This is a genomic window from Mixta hanseatica (genome assembly GCF_023517775.1).
Classification (GTDB): Bacteria; Pseudomonadota; Gammaproteobacteria; order Enterobacterales; family Enterobacteriaceae; genus Mixta; species Mixta hanseatica.
Map to the genome: position 1 here is coordinate 1,559,469 of NZ_CP082904.1, position 19,336 is coordinate 1,578,804.

20 protein-coding genes are annotated in these 19,336 nt (G+C 56.7%); 9 read left to right on the top strand and 11 right to left on the bottom strand.

Translation table 11 applies throughout. The annotated features are described in order from the left end of the window. Positions 1–65 precede the first annotated feature (65 nt). From K6958_RS07545 to rlmC, 7 genes are all read left to right on the top strand, one after another. A complete protein-coding gene (locus tag K6958_RS07545) occupies positions 66–551 on the top strand; it encodes a YbjN domain-containing protein (RefSeq protein ID WP_249894061.1) in 486 nt (161 codons plus the stop codon). A gap of 388 nt (positions 552–939) precedes the next feature. Further along, complete coding sequence (gene potF / locus K6958_RS07550) at positions 940–2,052, top strand: spermidine/putrescine ABC transporter substrate-binding protein PotF (protein WP_249894062.1); 1,113 nt, start codon at positions 940–942, stop codon at positions 2,050–2,052. A gap of 121 nt (positions 2,053–2,173) precedes the next feature. Continuing rightward, positions 2,174–3,307 carry a putrescine ABC transporter ATP-binding subunit PotG gene (gene potG, locus K6958_RS07555; RefSeq protein WP_249894625.1) on the top strand — a complete coding sequence of 378 codons (1,134 nt, stop codon included), beginning with the start codon at positions 2,174–2,176 and terminating at the stop codon, positions 3,305–3,307. A 10-nt stretch (positions 3,308–3,317) separates the two neighbouring features. Next, a complete protein-coding gene (gene potH, locus K6958_RS07560) occupies positions 3,318–4,262 on the top strand; it encodes a putrescine ABC transporter permease PotH (RefSeq protein WP_249894063.1) in 945 nt (314 codons plus the stop codon). Next, on the top strand, positions 4,259–5,104 hold the full coding sequence (gene potI / locus K6958_RS07565) for a putrescine ABC transporter permease PotI (protein ID WP_249894064.1): 846 nt from the start codon (positions 4,259–4,261) through the stop codon (positions 5,102–5,104). Before potH ends, potI begins: the two co-directional genes overlap by 4 nt. A gap of 121 nt (positions 5,105–5,225) precedes the next feature. Next, positions 5,226–5,702: a YbjO family protein gene (locus K6958_RS07570; protein WP_249894065.1), complete on the top strand. Its 477-nt coding sequence runs from the start codon at positions 5,226–5,228 to the stop codon at positions 5,700–5,702. Positions 5,703–5,761: 59 nt separating this feature from the next. Further along, the gene (gene rlmC, locus K6958_RS07575) at positions 5,762–6,889 is read left to right on the top strand and encodes a 23S rRNA (uracil(747)-C(5))-methyltransferase RlmC (RefSeq protein ID WP_249894066.1); all 1,128 of its coding nucleotides are present in this window, start codon (positions 5,762–5,764) and stop codon (positions 6,887–6,889) included. Positions 6,890–6,969: 80 nt separating this feature from the next. On the opposite strand, the gene K6958_RS07580 is transcribed toward rlmC, so the two are convergent. The 6 genes from K6958_RS07580 to K6958_RS07605 form a co-directional block, all read right to left on the bottom strand. Beyond that, entirely contained in the window at positions 6,970–7,701 is a 732-nt protein-coding gene (locus K6958_RS07580; protein ID WP_249894067.1) for an arginine ABC transporter substrate-binding protein, read from the bottom strand. Between the two features lie 151 nt (positions 7,702–7,852). Then, positions 7,853–8,521, bottom strand: coding sequence for an arginine ABC transporter permease ArtM (gene artM / locus K6958_RS07585; protein WP_249894068.1), 669 nt, complete (start codon positions 8,519–8,521; stop codon positions 7,853–7,855). Then, positions 8,521–9,237, bottom strand: a complete 717-nt coding sequence (artQ, locus tag K6958_RS07590; RefSeq protein ID WP_249894069.1) for an arginine ABC transporter permease ArtQ — start codon at positions 9,235–9,237, stop codon at positions 8,521–8,523. The genes artM and artQ overlap by 1 nt, the downstream gene beginning before the upstream one ends. Positions 9,238–9,241: 4 nt before the next feature. Then, positions 9,242–9,973: an arginine ABC transporter substrate-binding protein gene (gene artJ, locus K6958_RS07595; protein WP_249894070.1), complete on the bottom strand. Its 732-nt coding sequence runs from the start codon at positions 9,971–9,973 to the stop codon at positions 9,242–9,244. 14 nt (positions 9,974–9,987) lie between these two features. Further along, entirely contained in the window at positions 9,988–10,716 is a 729-nt protein-coding gene (gene artP, locus K6958_RS07600; RefSeq protein WP_249894071.1) for an arginine ABC transporter ATP-binding protein ArtP, read from the bottom strand. 233 nt (positions 10,717–10,949) lie between these two features. Further along, entirely contained in the window at positions 10,950–11,498 is a 549-nt protein-coding gene (locus tag K6958_RS07605; RefSeq protein ID WP_249894072.1) for a lipoprotein, read from the bottom strand. Positions 11,499–11,606: 108 nt separating this feature from the next. Between K6958_RS07605 and K6958_RS07610 the strand changes: the two genes are divergently transcribed. Both K6958_RS07610 and K6958_RS07615 read left to right on the top strand, forming a co-directional pair. Next, positions 11,607–11,927 (top strand): heavy metal-binding domain-containing protein, encoded by a 321-nt coding sequence (locus K6958_RS07610; RefSeq protein WP_249894073.1) that lies wholly within the window; start codon positions 11,607–11,609, stop codon positions 11,925–11,927. Then, positions 11,924–12,748, top strand: a complete 825-nt coding sequence (locus K6958_RS07615) for an N-acetylmuramoyl-L-alanine amidase (RefSeq protein WP_249894074.1) — start codon at positions 11,924–11,926, stop codon at positions 12,746–12,748. Before K6958_RS07610 ends, K6958_RS07615 begins: the two co-directional genes overlap by 4 nt. Before the next feature lie 41 nt (positions 12,749–12,789). On the opposite strand, the gene K6958_RS07620 is transcribed toward K6958_RS07615, so the two are convergent. The 5 genes from K6958_RS07620 to K6958_RS07640 form a co-directional block, all read right to left on the bottom strand. Then, positions 12,790–13,554: a ZIP family metal transporter gene (locus K6958_RS07620; protein WP_249894075.1), complete on the bottom strand. Its 765-nt coding sequence runs from the start codon at positions 13,552–13,554 to the stop codon at positions 12,790–12,792. Between the two features lie 98 nt (positions 13,555–13,652). Further along, positions 13,653–14,654, bottom strand: coding sequence for a low-specificity L-threonine aldolase (gene ltaE / locus K6958_RS07625; protein ID WP_249894076.1), 1,002 nt, complete (start codon positions 14,652–14,654; stop codon positions 13,653–13,655). A 108-nt stretch (positions 14,655–14,762) separates the two neighbouring features. Further along, positions 14,763–16,436 (bottom strand): glycoside hydrolase family 13 protein, encoded by a 1,674-nt coding sequence (locus K6958_RS07630; protein ID WP_249894077.1) that lies wholly within the window; start codon positions 16,434–16,436, stop codon positions 14,763–14,765. 40 nt (positions 16,437–16,476) lie between these two features. Then, a complete protein-coding gene (locus K6958_RS07635; protein ID WP_249894078.1) occupies positions 16,477–18,144 on the bottom strand; it encodes a glycoside hydrolase family 13 protein in 1,668 nt (555 codons plus the stop codon). Further along, positions 18,128–19,285, bottom strand: a complete 1,158-nt coding sequence (locus K6958_RS07640) for an ABC transporter ATP-binding protein (RefSeq protein ID WP_249894079.1) — start codon at positions 19,283–19,285, stop codon at positions 18,128–18,130. The genes K6958_RS07635 and K6958_RS07640 overlap by 17 nt, the downstream gene beginning before the upstream one ends. Positions 19,286–19,336: the final 51 nt, after the last annotated feature.

The window sequence follows — 19,336 nt, forward strand, 5'->3', positions numbered from 1 at the left end:
GGTTTTCGGGTTGCTTTTTCCGTAAGCTATTGCGCTCATTTCATCGCGGTATAGGGCAGTAGCATATGGATTCACTCGTCGTTCCAGACTTAGACGTATTACGACGTTGGCTGGATCAACAAAGCATTACCTGGTTTGAGTGTGACGCCTGTCAGGCGCTACATTTGCCGCACATGCAAAACTTTGATGGCGTTTTCGATGCCAAGATCGATCTGGTCGATAACGTCATTCTTTTCTCCGCCCTCGCCGAAGTGAAACCGACGGCGCTGATCCCGCTGGTGGGCGACCTTTCACAAATTAATGCCGCCTCGCTGACGGTAAAAGCTTTTCTCGATATTCAGGATGATAACCTGCCCAAGCTGATTGTCTGCCAGTCGCTAATGACCAACGCTGGCATTACCTATGGCCAGTTTGCGCACTTCCTGCGCCAGAGCGAAGAACAAATCTCCATGGTGATTATGGAGGCTTTCGCCAATAATCTGTTGATGAACGGCGAAATTGAGGAAGAAGAGCTCATCGTTCCCGGCAGCCGATTGCCTGTCCTGCACTGAGTCACCCTTACGCGATCCCTTGCTTTTTTGCACCGCTTGCCGTTGTTCTTATCGGGCAAGCGGCGCAATTCACATTTTTATTCTGCGCTTTGCCCTTTAATGCCAGATATTTCTCGCCGTTTATGTCCTGTTTGGCGTATCACATAGATGAAACATGCATAAATAATCGATAAAAGGCGTTTTTTACTCTGAGGTATAGCCTGATCGCCGCGCTGCGGCTATGCTTGCGGGGCTGCATAAGCTATGCAGTAAACGCGGCAGAGCTATCAGTTTTTCCTGTTATGCCTGCGATGAATAATGATGCATTCTCTCTTTTTACATGCAGGAAGCCGTTTGGTTTCTTTTGTCAGCATCTGAAGATTGACCCCGTTTCTGGAGGAAGGAAAACATGTTAAACAACCACGGCAAAAAATGGTTGTCTGGTGTGATAGCTGGTGCGCTGATGGCAGTTTCCGCCGGCACGATGGCGGAACAGAAAACCCTGCATGTGTATAACTGGTCGGATTATATTTCACCGGATACCGTACCGGGCTTTGAGAAGCAGACCGGCGTTAAGGTGGTTTATGACGTTTTCGACTCCAACGAGGTGCTGGAAGGCAAACTGATGGCGGGCAGTACCGGCTACGATGTGGTGGTGCCGTCGTCCAGCTTTCTGGCGCGTCAGCTGCAATCCGGCGTGTTTCAGGAGCTGGATAAGAGCAAGCTGCCCAACTATAAAAATCTCGATCCTGAGCTGCTGAAAAAGGTTGAGCAGCACGATCCGGGCAATAAATATGCCATCCCTTATCTCTGGGCGACCACCGGTATCGGCTATAACGTTGAAAAAGTGAAAGCGGCGCTGGGCAAAGATGCGCCGGTCGACAGCTGGGATCTGGTGCTGAAACCCGAGAATCTGGAGAAGCTAAAAAGCTGCGGCGTCTCTTTCCTGGATGCGCCAGAAGAGATTTTCGCCACCGTGCTGAACTATCTTGGCAAAGATCCCAACAGCAGCGATGCGAAAGACTATTCCGGCGCGGCGACCGATCTGCTGTTAAAGCTGCGGCCGAATATCCGTTATTTCCACTCTTCTCAATACATTAACGATCTGGCTAACGGCAACACCTGCGTGGCGATCGGCTGGGCCGGGGATATTCTGCAGGCGAAAAACCGCGCGGCGGAAGCGAAGAACGGCGTCAATATCGCCTACAGCATTCCGAAAGAGGGCGCGCTGGCCTTCTTCGATATGATGGCGATCCCTAAAGATGCGAAAAATCTTGATGCTGCCTATCAGTGGCTGAACTACATCATGGATCCGCAAGTGATTGCGCACATTTCCGACAAGATGTTCTACGCTAACGGTAACAAGGCGTCGCTGCCGCTGATTAGTGAGGACGTTCGCAACAACCCAGGCATCTTCCCGGGGCCGGAAACCATGTCCAAACTGTTCGTACTGAAAGTACAGGAACCTAAACTTGATCGTGTGCGTACTCGTGCATGGACCAAAGTGAAAAGCGGTAAGTAATTCGTTCGACGCGAATCACCATCGCAGGTTAATGACAACAGAGGCGCGGTATCGGCCTCTGTTGTCTCATTTGTGCGGCCGCGTGCCGCGAGTTTCCGCTACGTGCCGGAGAGAGATGTTAGTGAACGACGCGATCCCCCGTCATCCCCAAAAAACCGCAAAGGCGCTAACGCCGCTGCTGGAAATCCGTAACCTGACCAAATCATTTGATGGGCAGCACGCCGTCGACGATGTCAGCCTGACCATCTATAAAGGCGAAATTTTTGCGCTGCTTGGCGCGTCAGGCTGCGGTAAATCAACCCTGCTGCGTATGCTGGCGGGATTTGAGGCGCCGACCCACGGGCAGATTCTGCTGGACGGTCAGGATCTCTCCCATGTGCCGCCCTATCAGCGCCCGATTAATATGATGTTTCAGTCTTATGCGCTCTTCCCTCATATGACAGTGGAGCAGAACATCGCCTTCGGCCTGAAGCAGGATAAGCTGTCGAAGGGCGATATCGCTGAACGCGTCGCGGAAATGCTGGCGCTGGTACATATGCAGGAGTACGCCAAACGTAAGCCGCATCAGCTTTCCGGCGGGCAGCGTCAACGCGTGGCGCTGGCGCGCAGCCTGGCGAAGCGACCGAAGCTGCTGCTGCTGGATGAGCCGATGGGCGCGCTGGATAAGAAACTGCGCGACCGTATGCAGCTGGAAGTGGTGGATATTCTGGAGCGCGTCGGCGCGACCTGCGTGATGGTGACGCACGATCAGGAAGAGGCGATGACCATGGCGGGGCGTATCGCCATTATGAATCGCGGCAAGTTTGTGCAAATCGGCGAGCCGGAAGAGATCTATGAACATCCGACCAGCCGCTACAGCGCGGAGTTTATCGGCTCGGTGAATGTGTTTGAGGGTTTGCTGCGCGAACGGCGCGCGGATGGCCTGGTGATCGACAGCCCGGGACTGGTGCATCCGCTGAAGGTGGCCTCAGACATCTCCATTATGGATAACGTGCCGGTCTCTATCGCGCTGCGTCCGGAAAAAGTGATGCTGTGCGAACAGGTGCCGGCCGACGGCTGCAACTTCGCCGTGGGAGAAGTGGTGCATATCGCCTATCTGGGCGATCTGTCGATTTATCATGTGCGGTTGCATAGCGGACAGATGATCAGCGCGCAGCTGCAAAACGCGCATCGCTTCCGTGAGGGCGCGCCGACCTGGGGCGATGAAGTTCGCCTCAGCTGGGACGCCAACAGCTGCGTCGTGCTGACAGTATAAGAGGGCAGAGATGAAACAACCCGCTGCTGCCGCGCATGCCGGCAATGTTGGCCGCACGCTAACCCGGCTGAAAACCGCTCACGGGCGCAAACTGGTGATCGCGTTGCCTTATCTTTGGCTGGCGCTGTTTTTCTTGCTGCCGTTTTTGATCGTGCTGAAAATCAGCTTTGCCGAGATCGCGCGCGCCATTCCGCCCTATACCGAGCTGCTCTCCTGGGCGGACGATCAGCTGACGCTGGTGTTTAACCTGGCGAACTACCTGCAGTTGACGGACGATCCGCTTTATATCGACGCCTATCTGCAGTCGCTGAAGGTGGCGGCGATCTCTACGCTGATCTGCCTGCTGGTGGGCTATCCGCTCGCCTGGGCGGTGGCGCACAGTAAACCCTCGGCGCGCAATATTTTGCTGCTGCTGGTGCTGTTGCCGTCGTGGACCTCTTTCCTGGTGCGCGTCTACGCCTGGATGGGGCTGCTGAACAGCAATGGCATTCTTAACCGTTTTCTGCTGTGGCTGGGCGTTATCGATCATCCGCTGGCCATCCTCTACACCAATACCGCGGTCTATATCGGTATCGTTTACTGCTATCTGCCGTTTATGGTGCTGCCGATCTATACCGCGCTGACGCGCATCGACTATTCGCTGGTGGAGGCGTCGCTCGATCTGGGCGCGCGCCCGCTAAAAACCTTCTTTAGCGTCATCGTGCCGCTGACCAAAAACGGCATCATCGCCGGATCGATGCTGGTGTTTATTCCGGCGGTAGGGGAGTACGTGATCCCGGAACTGCTGGGCGGGCCGGACAGCATCATGATTGGCCGCATTCTGTGGCAGGAATTTTTCAATAACCGCGACTGGCCGGTGGCCTCGGCGCTGGCGGTGATTATTCTGCTGATCCTGATTTTGCCGATCATCTGGTTCCATAAGCATCAAAACAAGACTCTGGGAGAAAAGGCATGAGTAATCTGCCCGCGGTTCGCTCTCCGTGGCGGCTGGTCATCCTGCTGCTCTGCTTTAGTTTTCTCTATGCGCCGATGCTGCTGCTGGTGGTCTATTCCTTTAACAGCTCGCAGCTGGTGACGGTGTGGGAAAGCTTCTCGCTACACTGGTATCAGGTGCTGTTCGAGGACAGCGCGATGATTAGCGCGGTCACGCTCAGCCTGACTATCGCCGCGCTCAGCGCCACCGCCGCGATGGTGCTGGGTACCATTGCTGCGGTGGTGATCGTCCGCTTTGGCCGCTTTAAAGGTTCCACCGGCTTCGCCTTTATGCTAACCGCGCCGCTGGTGATGCCGGATGTGATCACTGGCCTGTCGCTGCTGCTGCTGTTTGTGGCGATGGGATACGCTATCGGCTGGCCCAGCGATCGCGGTATGCTCACCATCTGGCTGGCGCACGTTACCTTCTGTACCGCCTACGTGGCGGTAGTGATCAATTCACGCCTGCGCGAGCTGGATCGCTCGATTGAGGAGGCGGCGATGGATCTCGGCGCAACGCCGCTGAAAGTCTTTTTCGTCATTACCGTGCCGATGATCGCGCCGGCGCTGGTTACCGGCTGGCTGCTGGCGTTTACCCTGTCGCTGGATGACCTGGTGATCGCCAGCTTTGTTACCGGCCCTGGCGCCACCACCTTGCCGATGGCGATATTCGCCACCGTGCGGCGCGGCGTGAACCCGGAAATTAACGCGCTGGCCTCGCTGATTCTGTTTGTCGTCGGGCTGGTGGGCTTTATCGCCTGGCGCTTTATGGCGCACGAGGAAAAGCAGCGGGTGCGTGATATTCAGAAAGCGAAACGTAGCTAAAATCCGAAACCTTTGCCACTATAACAACAGGCTTCACAGGCGGTTAGTCCGTTCCGGTTCGGTTTCCGGATCGGTCTGCCGCCGTTGTCGTCGCCTTGTCGCAACGGGAGGAGTTCGGTGCATGTCGGAAGTGTTCAGATTCGGTAAGGCGGCGGCGGATGCGCAACAGGCACCGGTGCCGGTGATGATTGCCGGCCAGGCGATTATCGCCACGCGTTGTATCAGCGTGCTGCTGCTGGTGAATGAGCTGGGTTATGACGGCATAGCTGATTTTATTCATCGTAGCGCCCAGGCGTGGGATTCCACGCTGATTTTTATCGCCAGCCAGATGCTGTTTTTTGTCGAACTGCGCTGCGCGCTGACGCTGATGCACGGCTCGCGTCGGGGGCGTCTGCTCTATGCGCTAAGCCAGGCTGTCGTGCTGCTTTATCTGTGGGCTGCCTCTATTGGCTGGATTTACCCGGAGATTTTCAGCATTAGCGGCGCGAACAACGTAGAGATTTTCCATCGCCTGATCATGCATAAGTTGCCCGATCTGCTGGTGCTGCTGCTGCTGTTCGTTCCCGCCAGCAGTCGGCAATTTTTCCAGCGTCGCTGAGCGGCGGGTGCTACAATCCCGCCCCGCAACCGGCACTACCATTCATTACAGGCTAAATCATGCATTGCGCACTTTACGATGCAGACCGCTGTCGTTCCTGTCAGTGGCTGACAACCCCTTATTCACAGCAGATGCAAATGAAACAGACCCATTTGCAGACGCTGCTACAGGCATTTCCCGTTGACGACTGGCGGCCGCCAGTAGAATCGACGCAGCAGGCCTTTCGCAATAAAGCCAAAATGGTGGTAAGCGGCAGCGTGGAGCGTCCGGTACTGGGCATTATGCAGTCTGACGGCCCGGTGGATTTAACCGCCTGTCCGCTCTATCCCGCCAGCTTCGCGCCGGTGTTTGCGTTACTGAAGCCGTTTATCGCCCGCGCCGGTCTGACGCCCTATAACGTGGCGCGCCGCCGCGGCGAGCTAAAATTCCTGTTGCTTAGCGAAAGCTCGCTGGACGGCAAGCTGATGCTGCGCTTTGTGCTGCGCTCGACCGCCAAGCTGCAGCAGCTGCGCGCCGCGCTGCCGTGGCTCCAGCAGCAGTTGCCGCAGCTGTCGGTGATCTCCGCCAATATCCAGCCGGTACCGATGGCTATCCTCGAAGGAGAAGAGGAAATTGCGCTAACGGAAAACCAGCTGTTGGCCGAGCAGCTTAATCATGTCCCGCTCTATATTCGGCCACGCAGCTTCTTCCAAACCAACCCGGCGGTGGCGGCGCAGCTGTATGAGACCGCGCGCCAGTGGGTCAGCGCGCTGCCGGTGAGCTCGATGTGGGATCTGTTTTGCGGCGTGGGCGGCTTTGGCCTGCACTGCGCGACGCCGGAGATGCAGCTGACCGGCATTGAAATCAGCGCCGAGGCGATCGCCTGCGCGCAGCGTTCGGCACGGCAGATTGGGCTGGAAAAGGTGCAGTTTGCTGCGCTGGATTCCACGCGCTTTGCTACGGGCGAAGGAGAGGTGCCGGATCTGGTGCTGGTTAATCCGCCGCGCCGTGGCATTGGCGCTGAGCTGTGTGATTACCTGAGCCGTATGGCGCCGTCATGGCTGCTCTATTCCAGCTGTAACGCCGAGAGCATGGCGCAGGATATTGCGCGTCTTGAGCACTATGCTATTCGGCGGGTGCAGCTGTTTGATATGTTTCCGCATACGGCGCATTACGAAGTGCTGACGCTGTTGCAGCGACGCCAGTAGCAGATCGGAGAAGCCTTCCCGTCTCCCGGGAGCGTGCAGAACCCACGGGAAAGTCGCTCTCCGATCCGCATGTTTCACGCTTAGTGGGCAAACCACTTATCGTTAATTTTTTGCAGCGTGCCGTCCGCTTTCACCGCGTCCAGCGCCGCGTTCAGTTTGGTCAGCAGCGCCTGGTTATCCGGGCGCACCGCGATACCCAGACCGGTGCCGAAGTATTGCGGATCGGTCACTGCCTGTCCTACGGTACCCAGCTGCGGATTAGCCTTCAGCCATTCATTGACCACCGCCGTATCGCCAAAGACCCCGTCGAGACGACCGTTTTTTAAATCGAGTATCGCATTCTGATAGCTGTCGTAGGCGACGGTTTTGACTTCAGGGTGTTTATCCTGCAGATAGCGCTGGTGGGTGGTGCCGTTTTCCATCCCGATGCGTTTTCCTTTCAGCGCTGCGATATCGGCATATTTGTCTTTTTCCGCAATCACTACCGCTGAGTTAGCGTAGTAGGGCTGGGTAAAAGCGACCTGTTTGCTGCGCTCAGGGGTAATATCCATGCCGGAAATCACCGCATCATAGCGACGAAACTTCAGGGCCGGGATCAGGCTGTCGAACGGATTGTTGGTAAAGGTGCACTCCGCTTTCATTTGCTGACAGAGCGCCTGCGCCAGATCGATATCAAAGCCGACGATTTTGTTTTCGCTATTCAGTGATTCAAACGGCGGATAGGTGGCCGAAGAGGCGAAACGAATTTTTTCCGCTGCGCTTGCGTTAAGCGCGACGCCTGCCAGCGCGGCGGCCAGTAACCATTTTTTCATTGGGAGTGCTCCTGTTTCTCATTATGCTTTTTTGCCCAGCGGCGAGAAACAAGATGCCACTTAATGAATGATTATGCAATATAAATGGATAAATAATGAAAAAGGCGGATTTCCCCGCCTTTTTATCTACGCTGTGGCGATTAACCCGCGGTTAGTTGCGTCGCTCAAAGGCTAACGCGCGATGCTCAATCAGGCGCATCATTAATGTAAGCAGGCCGTTAACGCAGAGATAGATCAGACCGGCAGCGGCGAAGACCATCACATCATAGGTGCGGCCATAAAGCAGCTGTCCGTGGCCCATCACTTCCATTAACGTAATGGTGTAGGCCAGCGAGGTACTTTTAAACACCAGCACCACCTCATTGGACCAGGAGGAGAGCGCGCGTTTAAAAGCGTACGGCAGCAAAATCCGTAGGGTATCACGGCGCGTCATGCCGAGCGCTGCGCAGGATTGCCACTGGCCGGCAGGAATAGCGCGAACCGCGCCATAGAACAGCTGCGTGGTGTAGGCGGCGCTATTTAATGACAGGGCCAGCAGGGCGCACAGCCAGGGCTGGGAAAGCAGATGCCACAGCCAGTCAACCTTTTGCAGGGCGGGAAACTGCCCCGGACCGTAATAGATCAAAAAGATCTGCACCAGCAGCGGCGTACCGGTGAACAGCGTGATATAGCCTTTCACCAGCTGGCTGAATACCGGCGTTTTCAGCGCCAGCACCATGGTAAACAGCAGGGAGAGGATCAGCGCCGTCACCAGCGAGGCGACCGTTAGCGTCAGGCTGGTCTGTAGCCCTTGCATCAGTTCAGGAAGATAGTCCAGCATCAGCTGTTCCCCCGTTCAAAACGCGTGGTGCGCAGTTCGATACGTTTCAACACCGCCTGACTTAGCAGGGTAATAATCAGATAGATCGCCGCCGCCACCAGATACCAGGTAAACGGCTCCTGGGTGCGGGTAGCGATACTGCGGGTTTGCAGCATCAGATCGTTGACGCTGATCAGCGAAACCAGAGCGGTATCTTTCAGCAGTACCAGCCACTGATTTCCCAGCCCCGGCAGGGCATGACGCCACATCTGCGGCATAATCAGGCGGAAGAAAATCGCTGATTTTTTCATCCCCAGCGCCTGACCGGATTCCCACTGGCCTACCGGCACCGCTTTCAGCGCACCGCGCAGCGTTTGCGAGGCGTAGGCGGAGTAGAGGAACGACAGCGCGATCACGCCGCACAGGAAAGGGCTGACGTCAAAGTTATCGATCTGCATCTGTACCGGCAGCTTTACCAACCCCAGGTTGATCACAAATCCGTCAGAGAGCGTGAGCAGCAGCTGAGAGGCGCCGAAATAGATAAACAGCACCACCAGAATTTCCGGCAGGCCTCGGATCAGCGTCACCAGCGCGGTGCCAACCCAGGCGAGCGGTCGCCAACGCAGCGATTCCCAACCGGCAAACAGCATCGCCAGAGCCAGGCCGACCAGCAGCGCGCAGACGGCAAGGCCGACGGTCATCCCGGCGGCGCTTGCAAGAGGAAAGAATTCGTTCATTTAATTACTGCTGAAACCATTTGCTGTAGATGGTTTTCCAGGTGCCGTCAGCTTTGACTTTATCCAGCGCGGCATTCAATTTCTCCTGCAGCGCGCTATTGCCCTGACGCACCGCAATGCCCAGGCCGGTGCCGAAATAGGCTTTGTCAGTAACTTTCTCGCCGACCGCCGCCAGATTCTGGTTTTGCTTCAGCCATTCATTGACCACCGCCGTATCGCCGAATACCGCATCAATACGACCATTTTTCAGATCGAGAATCGCGTTTTGATAGCTGTCGTAAGGCACGGTCGTAATATCGCTGTGCTTGTCCGTCAGGTATTTCTGGTGCGTAGTGCCGTTCTGCACGCCAACGCGTTTGCCTTTCAGCGCCGCGACATCGGCCACTTTGGCCTTCTGGGCGATAAATAGCGCCGAGTTGTCGTAGTAAGGTTTGCTGAACAGCACCTGCTTTTCACGCTCCGGGGTGATATCCATTCCGGCCATCACCGCATCGAAACGACGGAATTTCAGGCTGGGGATCAGGCTATCGAACGCCTGATTGGTAAAGGTGCAGGTAGCGTTCATCTCTTTGCACAGCGCATTAGCCAGATCGACGTCGAAGCCCATAATTTTGTTATTGGCATCGACAAATTCAAACGGAGGGTAGGAGGCTTCCGTGGCGAAGCGAATGGTGTCGGCGGCGGAAGCACTCAGGCTGATACCAGCTAACAGCGCAGCAAGAACAATTTTTTTCATCTTTATGGCCCTGATCAGTGCGAGAGATAATTGGCAAACGCCTCGGTTTGCGGCTGTGTAAAACGGCTGGCGTCACCCTGTTCAACAATATAGCCATTTTCCATGTACACCACGCGGCTGGCCGTTTTACGGGCGACTTCCACCTCATGGGTAACGATGACCTGCGTAATGTTGGTTTGCGCCAGTTCACGAATAATGCTGACGATCTGCGCGGTGATTTCCGGGTCGAGCGCGGCGGTGGGTTCATCGAACAGCAGCACCGCAGGTTCCATCATCAGCGCGCGGGCAATGGCCACGCGCTGCTGTTGCCCGCCGGAAAGCTGTAGCGGAAAACGATCGGCGTGCGGCGTCAGGCGCAGACGCTCCAGCAATTTATCGGCGCGTTGATGGGCATGTTCTTTCGACAGCCCCAGCACGCGGCAGGGCGCTTCAATCAGGTTCTGCTTAACCGTCAGATGCGGCCAGAGATTGTATTGCTGAAACACCATGCCGACGTTTTGACGCAGCTCGCGGATGGGGTCATCGCCGGGCTTTTTGCTGAAATCGAAATGGTGACCGGCAATGCTGAGCGTACCGGAACGCGGCATTTCCAGCAGATTGAGTACGCGCAGGAGCGAGCTTTTACCGGCGCCGCTGGGACCCAACAGCACCAGCGTCTCGCCCTGCGGGCAGGTTAGCTGGATATCGAACAGCGCCTGTTGGGCGCCATAGAAGCAATTTATACCGTTAAGTTGAATACTCATGCGCCAAAAATGAATAGCAATTGATGCCGCGAATCTTAACGCTCACAGAATAGTTATGCAATCATTGTGCGTTAAAATTTATTAATGAATAGAGGAATAGCTAAAGCGTAGCACAAGATCCTGGCCTGCTGCGCAGATGGGGTGAATAACAAGGAAGATTCTGGTCTGGTCGGATAACCATAGCCCCGCCTGATGGCGGCGCTATGCATAAAGATGGGTAATGATCGGCGAATTTATTTTTCCAGCAGCTGGCTTAACGCGCCGCCGCCGGGACGCTGCCAGTTAGCCACGTAACGCACGTCATCAACCGTCCAGCAGGTGCCTTCGCGCACCATTAGCACTTCATCCTGCCAGCTAACGCTTTTATCTTTTTCGACTTCGCGCGTCAGCTCAACGCGTAGCGGGATATTACGCGCGTCGGTATTAGGGATGCGCGACGCATCGGCTACTTTCGCCCGAGCGGGCCCCTGGGCCAGGCTGGAGAAGAGATCGCCCTGACGCCATTCGGCTGGCTTATCGCTTTGCGCATTGGCTTTTAGCAGGCTTTGATAGAGTTTTTCACTCAGATACGGGCGATAACGCGCCAGCAGCTGGCTGTCCGGTAGACCCTGAGTGGGCTGCGCGATGCGTAGATCATAGAATTTTTGCGCTACCGTATCTGGCCCGCCATCCACACAAGGGGCTACGCGCGTACCGATATCTTTATAGGCAGGCTCCACGGTAGTACAGGCGCTCAGCAGCAGAACAGCCGGCAGCAGGGCGGCAAACGCTTGGTTTTTCATCTCATTTTCCTTATGGTCAACGGGTAACGCTTTGTTTTAGCATAAAGTATAGCCGCGCTTTTTAGCTGCACGGGCTAAACTAGCGCTGAATCAGAAAAGGAGAAGAGAATGAAATTAACCACTACGCCTACCCTGGAAGGACAAACCATTACTGAATATTGCGGCGTCGTCACCGGCGAAGCGATTCTCGGTGCCAATATTTTCCGTGATTTCTTTGCCGGTATTCGTGACATCGTCGGCGGCCGTTCCGGCGCCTATGAAAAAGAGCTACGCAAGGCGCGCGAGATCGCTTTTGCCGAGCTGGAGTCACAGGCGAAAGCGCTGGGTGCAAATGCGGTGGTCGGTATTGATATCGACTATGAAACCGTCGGCAAAGAGAGCAGCATGCTGATGGTCAGCGTAAGCGGTACGGCAGTAAAAACCCGGTGAGAGTTGCTGTCGGGTTGAGCCTGCTGCTGCTCTGGCTGCTGGCCGGCTGTACCTCAGGGCTGGAGCAGCGTCAGGGCTACAGCGTTGATTCCCGAGTGGCGGCGCAGGGCGCCAGGCCGCGCGTGAAAACCGTGGTTATCCACTATACGGCAGAAGATTTCTCCACTTCGCTGGCAACGCTGACCGATAAAGAGGTCAGCGTGCATTATCTGATCCCCACGCAGCCGCCGCAGCATCGCGACACGCCGCTTATCTGGCAGCTGGTGCCGGAGCAAGAGTTGGCCTGGCACGCCGGGATCAGCTACTGGCGCGGCGCCACCCGGCTCAACGACACCTCCATCGGCATTGAACTGGTCAATCCCGGCTACCGCCGGACGGCGCAGGGGCGGCAGTTTTATCCTTTTTCCCCGGCCCAGATGGCCGCGCTGCTGCCGCTGCTGCGCGACTTAATCAACCGTTATCATATTCCGCCGCAAAATATCGTCGGCCACAGCGATATCGCCCCGCAGCGCAAGCAGGACCCGGGGCCGCTGTTTCCCTGGGCGCAGCTCGCCACGCACGGCATCGGCGCCTGGCCGGATGCGCTCAGGGTGGAAACGCTGTTGCAGGGGCGCGATCGCTTTCAGCCGGTGGCGCAGGAGGCGTTGCTCACGCTGCTGGCACGCTACGGCTATGAAGTTAGCGCGGCGACGACGCCCGAACAGCAGCGTCGGGTAATCGCCGCCTTTCAGATGCATTTCCGTCCGGTAGACTATCGCGGCAGCGCGGATGCGGAAACCCTGGCGATTGCGCAGGCGCTGGTAGAGAAATATGGACGTTAAGGCGGCGCGCCTGCTGGCGTTATGGCATGGCTGCCAGCGGCTTATCCGCCGAGCTTGCTCAGCACAAAGGCCGCCAGAAATCCCGCTACGGTGACCAGGCCGGCGAAATTATGCGTTTCCTCAAACGCTTCCGGGATCATGGTATCCACCAGCATGGCGAGAATGGCGCCGGCGGCGATAGCGGTAGTAGCCGCCACCACATCGGGAGAGAAATTCTGAAACAGGGTATAACCCGCCAGCGCGGCCAGACCGGAGGCGAGAGCGATGCCGCCCCAGACGCCAAACACGTAACGTGCGGAGCGGCCGGCTCGCTTCATGCCGGCCGCGCTGGAGAGGCCTTCGGGGATATTGGAAAGAAAGATGGCGATAACGGCAACCACGCTCACCGCGCCGCCGTGCAGCATCGACAGCCCGATCACGATCGATTCCGGTATGCCGTCCAGGAGCGCGCCGATGGCGATAGCCATGCCGCTGCCGCTCTCTTCATCCTCTGACGGCTGGCGGCCGTTGGAGCGTTTACGATGCTTGCCGCCGCTGCGGGTCAGCACCCAGCCGGCAAGGGTATAGATCGCCGCGCCGCCGAGAAAGCCGACGGCCGTGGAGTCAAACCCGCCGGTTTTGTAAGCTTCATCCATCAGCTCAAAAGAGAGCGCGGAGATCAGCACGCCGCTGCCAAAAGCCATAATCGCTGCGATCAGGCGCTGCGGCACGGCAAAAAACCAGGCGATACCGGCGCCTATCACCAGCGCAAAGCCGGAAATAAATCCCCAAAAACCCGCCTGTGCCCAAAGTGGAATCGCCGCCATCCTCTTCTCCTGTAGTGTTAAGGCCATAGTGGCTGCGAGCGCAACCCAACCTCATCACTATAGGAAAGAACCGCCGCCGCTTCCTGCGCCTTTGCCCGTTACCGGGCGGCCAGAAACGCCTTCCACTGTTTTACAACCTGCTGCAGGGCGGCGCGATCGACGTCCAGATGGGTGACCAGCCGCGTCACCGGGCCCGTCGACAGCAGAATATTACGCGCCTGCATCCAGGCCTTTAACGGCGCGACCTGTTCCGGCGGCAGCTGGGCAAAAACCATATTGGTATGCTGACTGACGTTGATATCCAGCTCGCCAAGCTGCTCCGCCAGCCAGCGGGCGTTATCGTGATCCTCTTTCAGGCGCATCACGTTATTCTCCAGCGCATACAGTCCGGCTGCCGCCAGAATGCCCGCCTGACGCATCCCGCCGCCGGTCATCTTACGCCAGCGCCGCGCACGCTGAATAAAGTCCGCATCGCCGCACAGCAGCGAACCTACCGGAGTACCTAGCCCTTTTGACAGGCAGATGGTGAAGGTATCGCAATAGCGGGTCAGGGATTCCAGCGGCAGATCCAGCGCGACGGCGGCATTGAAAATGCGTGCGCCGTCGATATGCAGCGCCAGCTGATGGTCGCGCGTAAAGCTCCAGGCCTCAGCCAGATAGCCCACCGGCAACACTTTACCGCCAAAAGTATTTTCCAGGCTTAACAGACGTGTACGGGCAAAGTGAATATCGTCAGGTTTTATCGCCGCCGCGACCTTATCCAGCGGCAGCGAACCATCTTCCGCCGCCTCTATCGGCTGGGGCTGAATGCTGCCCAGCACCGCCGCGCCGCCCGCTTCATATTTATAGTTGTGCGCCTGCTGGCCTACGATATATTCATCGCCGCGCTGGCAGTGAGTGAGCAGGGCGACCAGGTTGGCCTGAGTGCCGGTGGGTAAAAACAGCGCGGCCTGTTTGCCGCTCAGGCGTGCGGCCTCCGCCTCCAGCGCGTTAACGGTAGGATCGTCACCGTAAACGTCGTCGCCGGTGCGGGCGGAAACCATGGCCGACAGCATCGCTGGCGACGGGCGGGTGACGGTATCACTGCGTAGATCTATCACTAAGAGGCTCCTTAAATAAAAACGGGCAGCCGGGCCGCCCGTGAGAATAGCTTAAGGATGTTTTACCGCAGCCCGCTGCTTTATGCCAGCCGTTGGTCGCGCTGGGGATTAAAAGCGATAGATGCGCGCCTCCCAGGGCCTTAGCCGGAGTGTCTCCGCCGCGGTTGCGTAGTTCATCAGCAACGGCGCCAGGCCGTCCGACGGCATCTGCTGCTCGTCACAGTGCGCCTCTTCGCCGCTCAGGTTGCAGAGGATCAACAGCCGATCTTCATCCAGCGTACGGGTATAAGCATACATTTGCGGATGCGCTTCCATTAACAGCTGATAGCGCCCGTAGACCAGCGTCGGCTCGCTTTTGCGCAGGCGAATCAGCGCGCGGTAGAAGTTCAGTACTGACTCAGGCTCCTGCTGCTGGCGCGCTACATTGATACCTTCATAGTTGGGGTTTACTTTCAGCCAGGGCGTCGCGCTGCTGAATCCGGCATGCGCTTCATCACTCCACTGCATGGGCGTACGCGAATTGTCGCGGCCGATGCTGCTCAGAAAAGCGAGGATGTCGGCGTCGTTCATACCCTGCTGGCGTAGCTGAACGGCGTAGTTGCGCGCCGAGACATCGTTAAAATCATCAAGGCTGTCGAAGCGGGTATTGGTCATGCCGATTTCCTGCCCCTGATAGATAAAGGGCGTGCCCTGCATCAGGAAATACATCGCGGCGATGGCGGTGGCGCTTTCGCGCCAGTAGCGTCCGCTATCGCCCCATTTAGCGATTACGCGCGGTACATCGTGGTTTTCCACATACAGCGCGTTCCAGCCGCGATTTTCCAGGGCGTGCTGCCAGCGAGTGAAAATTGCTTTCAGCGCGCCAAGATCGAGCTTGTCGACGCTGGTGGTTTCCCACAGCCGGACATGCTCAAACTGGAATATCATATTCAGCCGGCCGCGATCTTCGCCTACCCATTCTTCCGCCTGTTCTGCCGATGCGCCGTTCACTTCGCCCACCGTCATGATGTCGTAATGGTTGAAAACCTGGGTACAGATCTCATCGACATAATCGAACAGGCCATCGTAGTTAAGATGGCGCTCAAAGGAGGGCACATAGCGCAGCCCCTGTGGATTGGGCATATCGGCCAGCGTCGGCTCTTTTTTCATATGGCAGATGGCATCGATGCGAAAGCCGTCTATTCCTTTATCCAGCCACCAACGCATCATGGCATAAATGGCGGCGCGCATTTGCGGGTTTTCCCAGTTCAGGTCAGGCTGACGGGCAGAGAAAAGGTGCAGAAAATATTGTCCGGTTGCCTGATCCTTTTTCCATGCCGACCCCTTAAAAATGCTTTCCCAGTTGTTCGGCTCTGCGCCGTTTTTACCGTCGCGCCAGATATACCAGTCGCGTTTCGGGCTATCTTTGGCGGCGCGCGACTCAATAAACCATGGATGTTCATCGGAGGTATGGTTCACCACCAGATCGATAATCAGCCGCATGCCGCGCGCATGGACTTCCTGTAACAGGCGGTCAAAGTCGTCCATGGTGCCGAACTCCGTCATGATCGCCTGATAGTCGCTAATATCGTAGCCGTTATCATCGTTGGGCGATTGATACATCGGGCAGATCCAGATGACATCGATGCCTAACTCCTGCAGATAATCCAGCTTGCTGGTAATGCCATTCAAATCGCCGATGCCGTCACCGTTGCTGTCCATAAAGCTGCGTGGGTAAATCTGATAGGCTACGGCCTCTTTCCACCAGTTTTTACGTGGCCGGTGGGTGATTTGGTTGTGCATAGTCTCTTTCCCGTCAGTTAAGTTCAGCGGTTGTCCTGATTCAGCGGGCGCTCTCAGGGCGACGCAGCAGTAGCATAAACGCCTCCCACGGCTGCAGCGCCAGCGTTTGCTGCCAGCCATTGCGCGGCGCATAGTTGGCGATCAAACAGTCGCCGCTCAGGTTTTGTAGCCCTTGCGGCAGATCCAGCGTTAGCGGGTCGCCAGAAAAGTTGCCCATCACCAGCAGCCAGCGGTCGCCCAGCGTGCGCTGATAAGCAAACAGCTGCGGATGCTCAGCCAACAGCATTTGATAATCGCCATAGACCAGGATGTCGTGCTGTTTACGCAGCTGCACCAGCCGCTGGTAATGATAAAAAATAGAGTTTTTGTCGTGCAGCGCGGCCGCTACGTTAATCTCATGATAGTTGGGATTGACGCCAATCCACGGCTCACCGCGGGTAAAACCGGCATGGGGCCGATCGTTCCACTGCACCGGCGTACGGGCATTATCGCGGCCGTTGGCGTAAATGCCGGCCATCATCTCTTCATGAGAGACGCCGCTGGCCAGATATTCCCGGTAGCGGTTATGGCTTTCCACGTCACGGTAGGCTTCGATGCTGTCGAAACGCACGTTAGTCATGCCAATCTCTTCGCCCTGGTAGATATAGGGCGTTCCCTTCAGCCCGTGCAGCACGGTCGCCAGCAGTTTGGCGGATTCGATGCGGTAGCGATCGGGATCGCCGAATTTGGAGACGGCGCGCGGCAAATCATGGTTGTTCCAGAACAGCGAATTCCAGCCGCACTCCGCCAGCCCGGTCTGCCATTTATCGATCACCGATTTAAACGTCAGCAGCTCAAACGGTTTGCTGCGCCATTTGCCTAACTCCGCATCCCAGGTCTGAACGATATGTTCGAACTGGAACACCATCGACAGCTCTTCGCGCGCCGGATCTGAATAGAGCCGCGCGATTTCCGGCGTCGCACTCCAGGTTTCTCCTACCGTTAACACATCTCGCTGACCGAAGGTGGCGCGGTTCATCTGTTGCAGCAGTGGATGCAGATTGGCCCCGTTAGCCATAATTTGTTTATCCACCTCTTTACCAATCAGGTCGATGACGTCCATGCGAAATCCCCCGATCCCCTTATCCAGCCACCAGTTCATCATCTGGTGCACTTCCTGCTGTACCTTAGGGTTTTCCCAGTTCAGATCTGGCTGGCGGCGGGTAAACTGATGCAGATAATATTCCCCCGTGACCTCATCATATTCCCAGCCGCTGCCGCCGAAATTCGAGCGGTAATCGTTCGGTGGACCGCCGTCAGCGGCCGGGCTACGCCAGATATAGTAATCACGCCAGGGATTATCTTTGGATTTTCTGGCTTCGATAAACCACGGATGCTCATCCGAGGTATGGTTCACTACCAGGTCCATCAGAATACGAATATCGCGGCGGGCTGCCTCGGCAATCAGCTGCTCCATTTCGGCCAGGGTGCCGAATTCAGGAGCGATATCCTGATAGTCAGAGATATCGTATCCGTTATCATCCATCGGCGAGCGGAACACCGGGGAGAGCCAAATCACATTGATTCCCAGCGTTTGCAGATAGTCCAGCCTGGCGATAATCCCGGCTAAATCGCCAATGCCGTCGTCGTTGGTATCCATAAAGCTGCGAGGGTAGATCTGATAAACCACCGCGTTATGCCACCACTTCTTTTCAGTTACTGGATTCATAGCGAGTTCCGTTAGCGTTAGAGGATGAGTGGGACGGCTCCGCCGTCTGCAGGCGCGCAAACGCCTTGCCCGCGCGATCAAACAGATAGCAGTACGCCGCCGGTAATTGAATGCCGACCGTATCGCCGGTAACGATCGGCGAGCGGTCGGCGTTGCGTACTACCCAGGGATCGCCGGCGTTGCCGTTATCCAGATAGAGGTAGGTTTCATTGCCCATATGTTCGACAAATTTCACTTCGCCCAGATATTCACACTGCTGGGGATCGCCCCACTGAATATGCTCGGGCCGGATGCCCAGGTTGACGCTTTCGCCTTCGGCTTCTGGCGGCGTGGCAATGGGCAGCAGCAATGTTTTACCGTTATCCAGCATCACCAGGCTCTGCTGCTCGCCGCTGCGCTGGAGAATTGCCGGAATCAGGTTCATCCGCGGCGAGCCGATAAACTGCGCGACAAATTCATTGGCCGGACGATCGTAAAGCTCCAGCGGCGTGCCCACCTGCTCAATATGGCCTTTATTGAGCACCACAATCCGATCGGCCAGCGTCATCGCCTCTACCTGATCGTGGGTAACGTAAACAATGGTGGCGCCCAGCCGCTTGTGCAGGGCGGCGATCTCCATACGCATCTGTACTCGCAGCGAGGCATCCAGGTTAGAGAGCGGCTCATCAAACAGAAACAGCTTAGGCTCACGCACGATTGCCCGCCCAATAGCCACCCGCTGGCGCTGGCCGCCGGAGAGATCTTTCGGGCGGCGATCGAGCAGCGGCTCCAGCTGTAAAATTCGCGCGCTTTCGCGTACCCGGGCATCAATTTCCTGCGCTGAAAAACCGGACAGTTCCAGGGCAAAGGCCATATTTTTGTACACGCTCATATGGGGATAAAGCGCATAAGACTGGAACACCATGCCGATGCCGCGTTCGGCAGGAGTATCGTCATTCACGTAAACATCATTGATATACATGCTGCCGCTGCTGATCTCTTCCAGACCGGCAATCATGCGCAGCAACGTTGATTTGCCGCAGCCGGAAGGGCCGACAATCACCACGAACTCACCGCTGTTGATCGCTAAATCCAGCGACTTAATTACCTCCGCCGATTTGCCATAGCGCTTTTGCAATTTTTCCAGCGTTAACTGTGCCATTGTTCGCTTCCTGTTTTCGGATTCACCGGACAGGGCAGGGCCGCTTGCGGG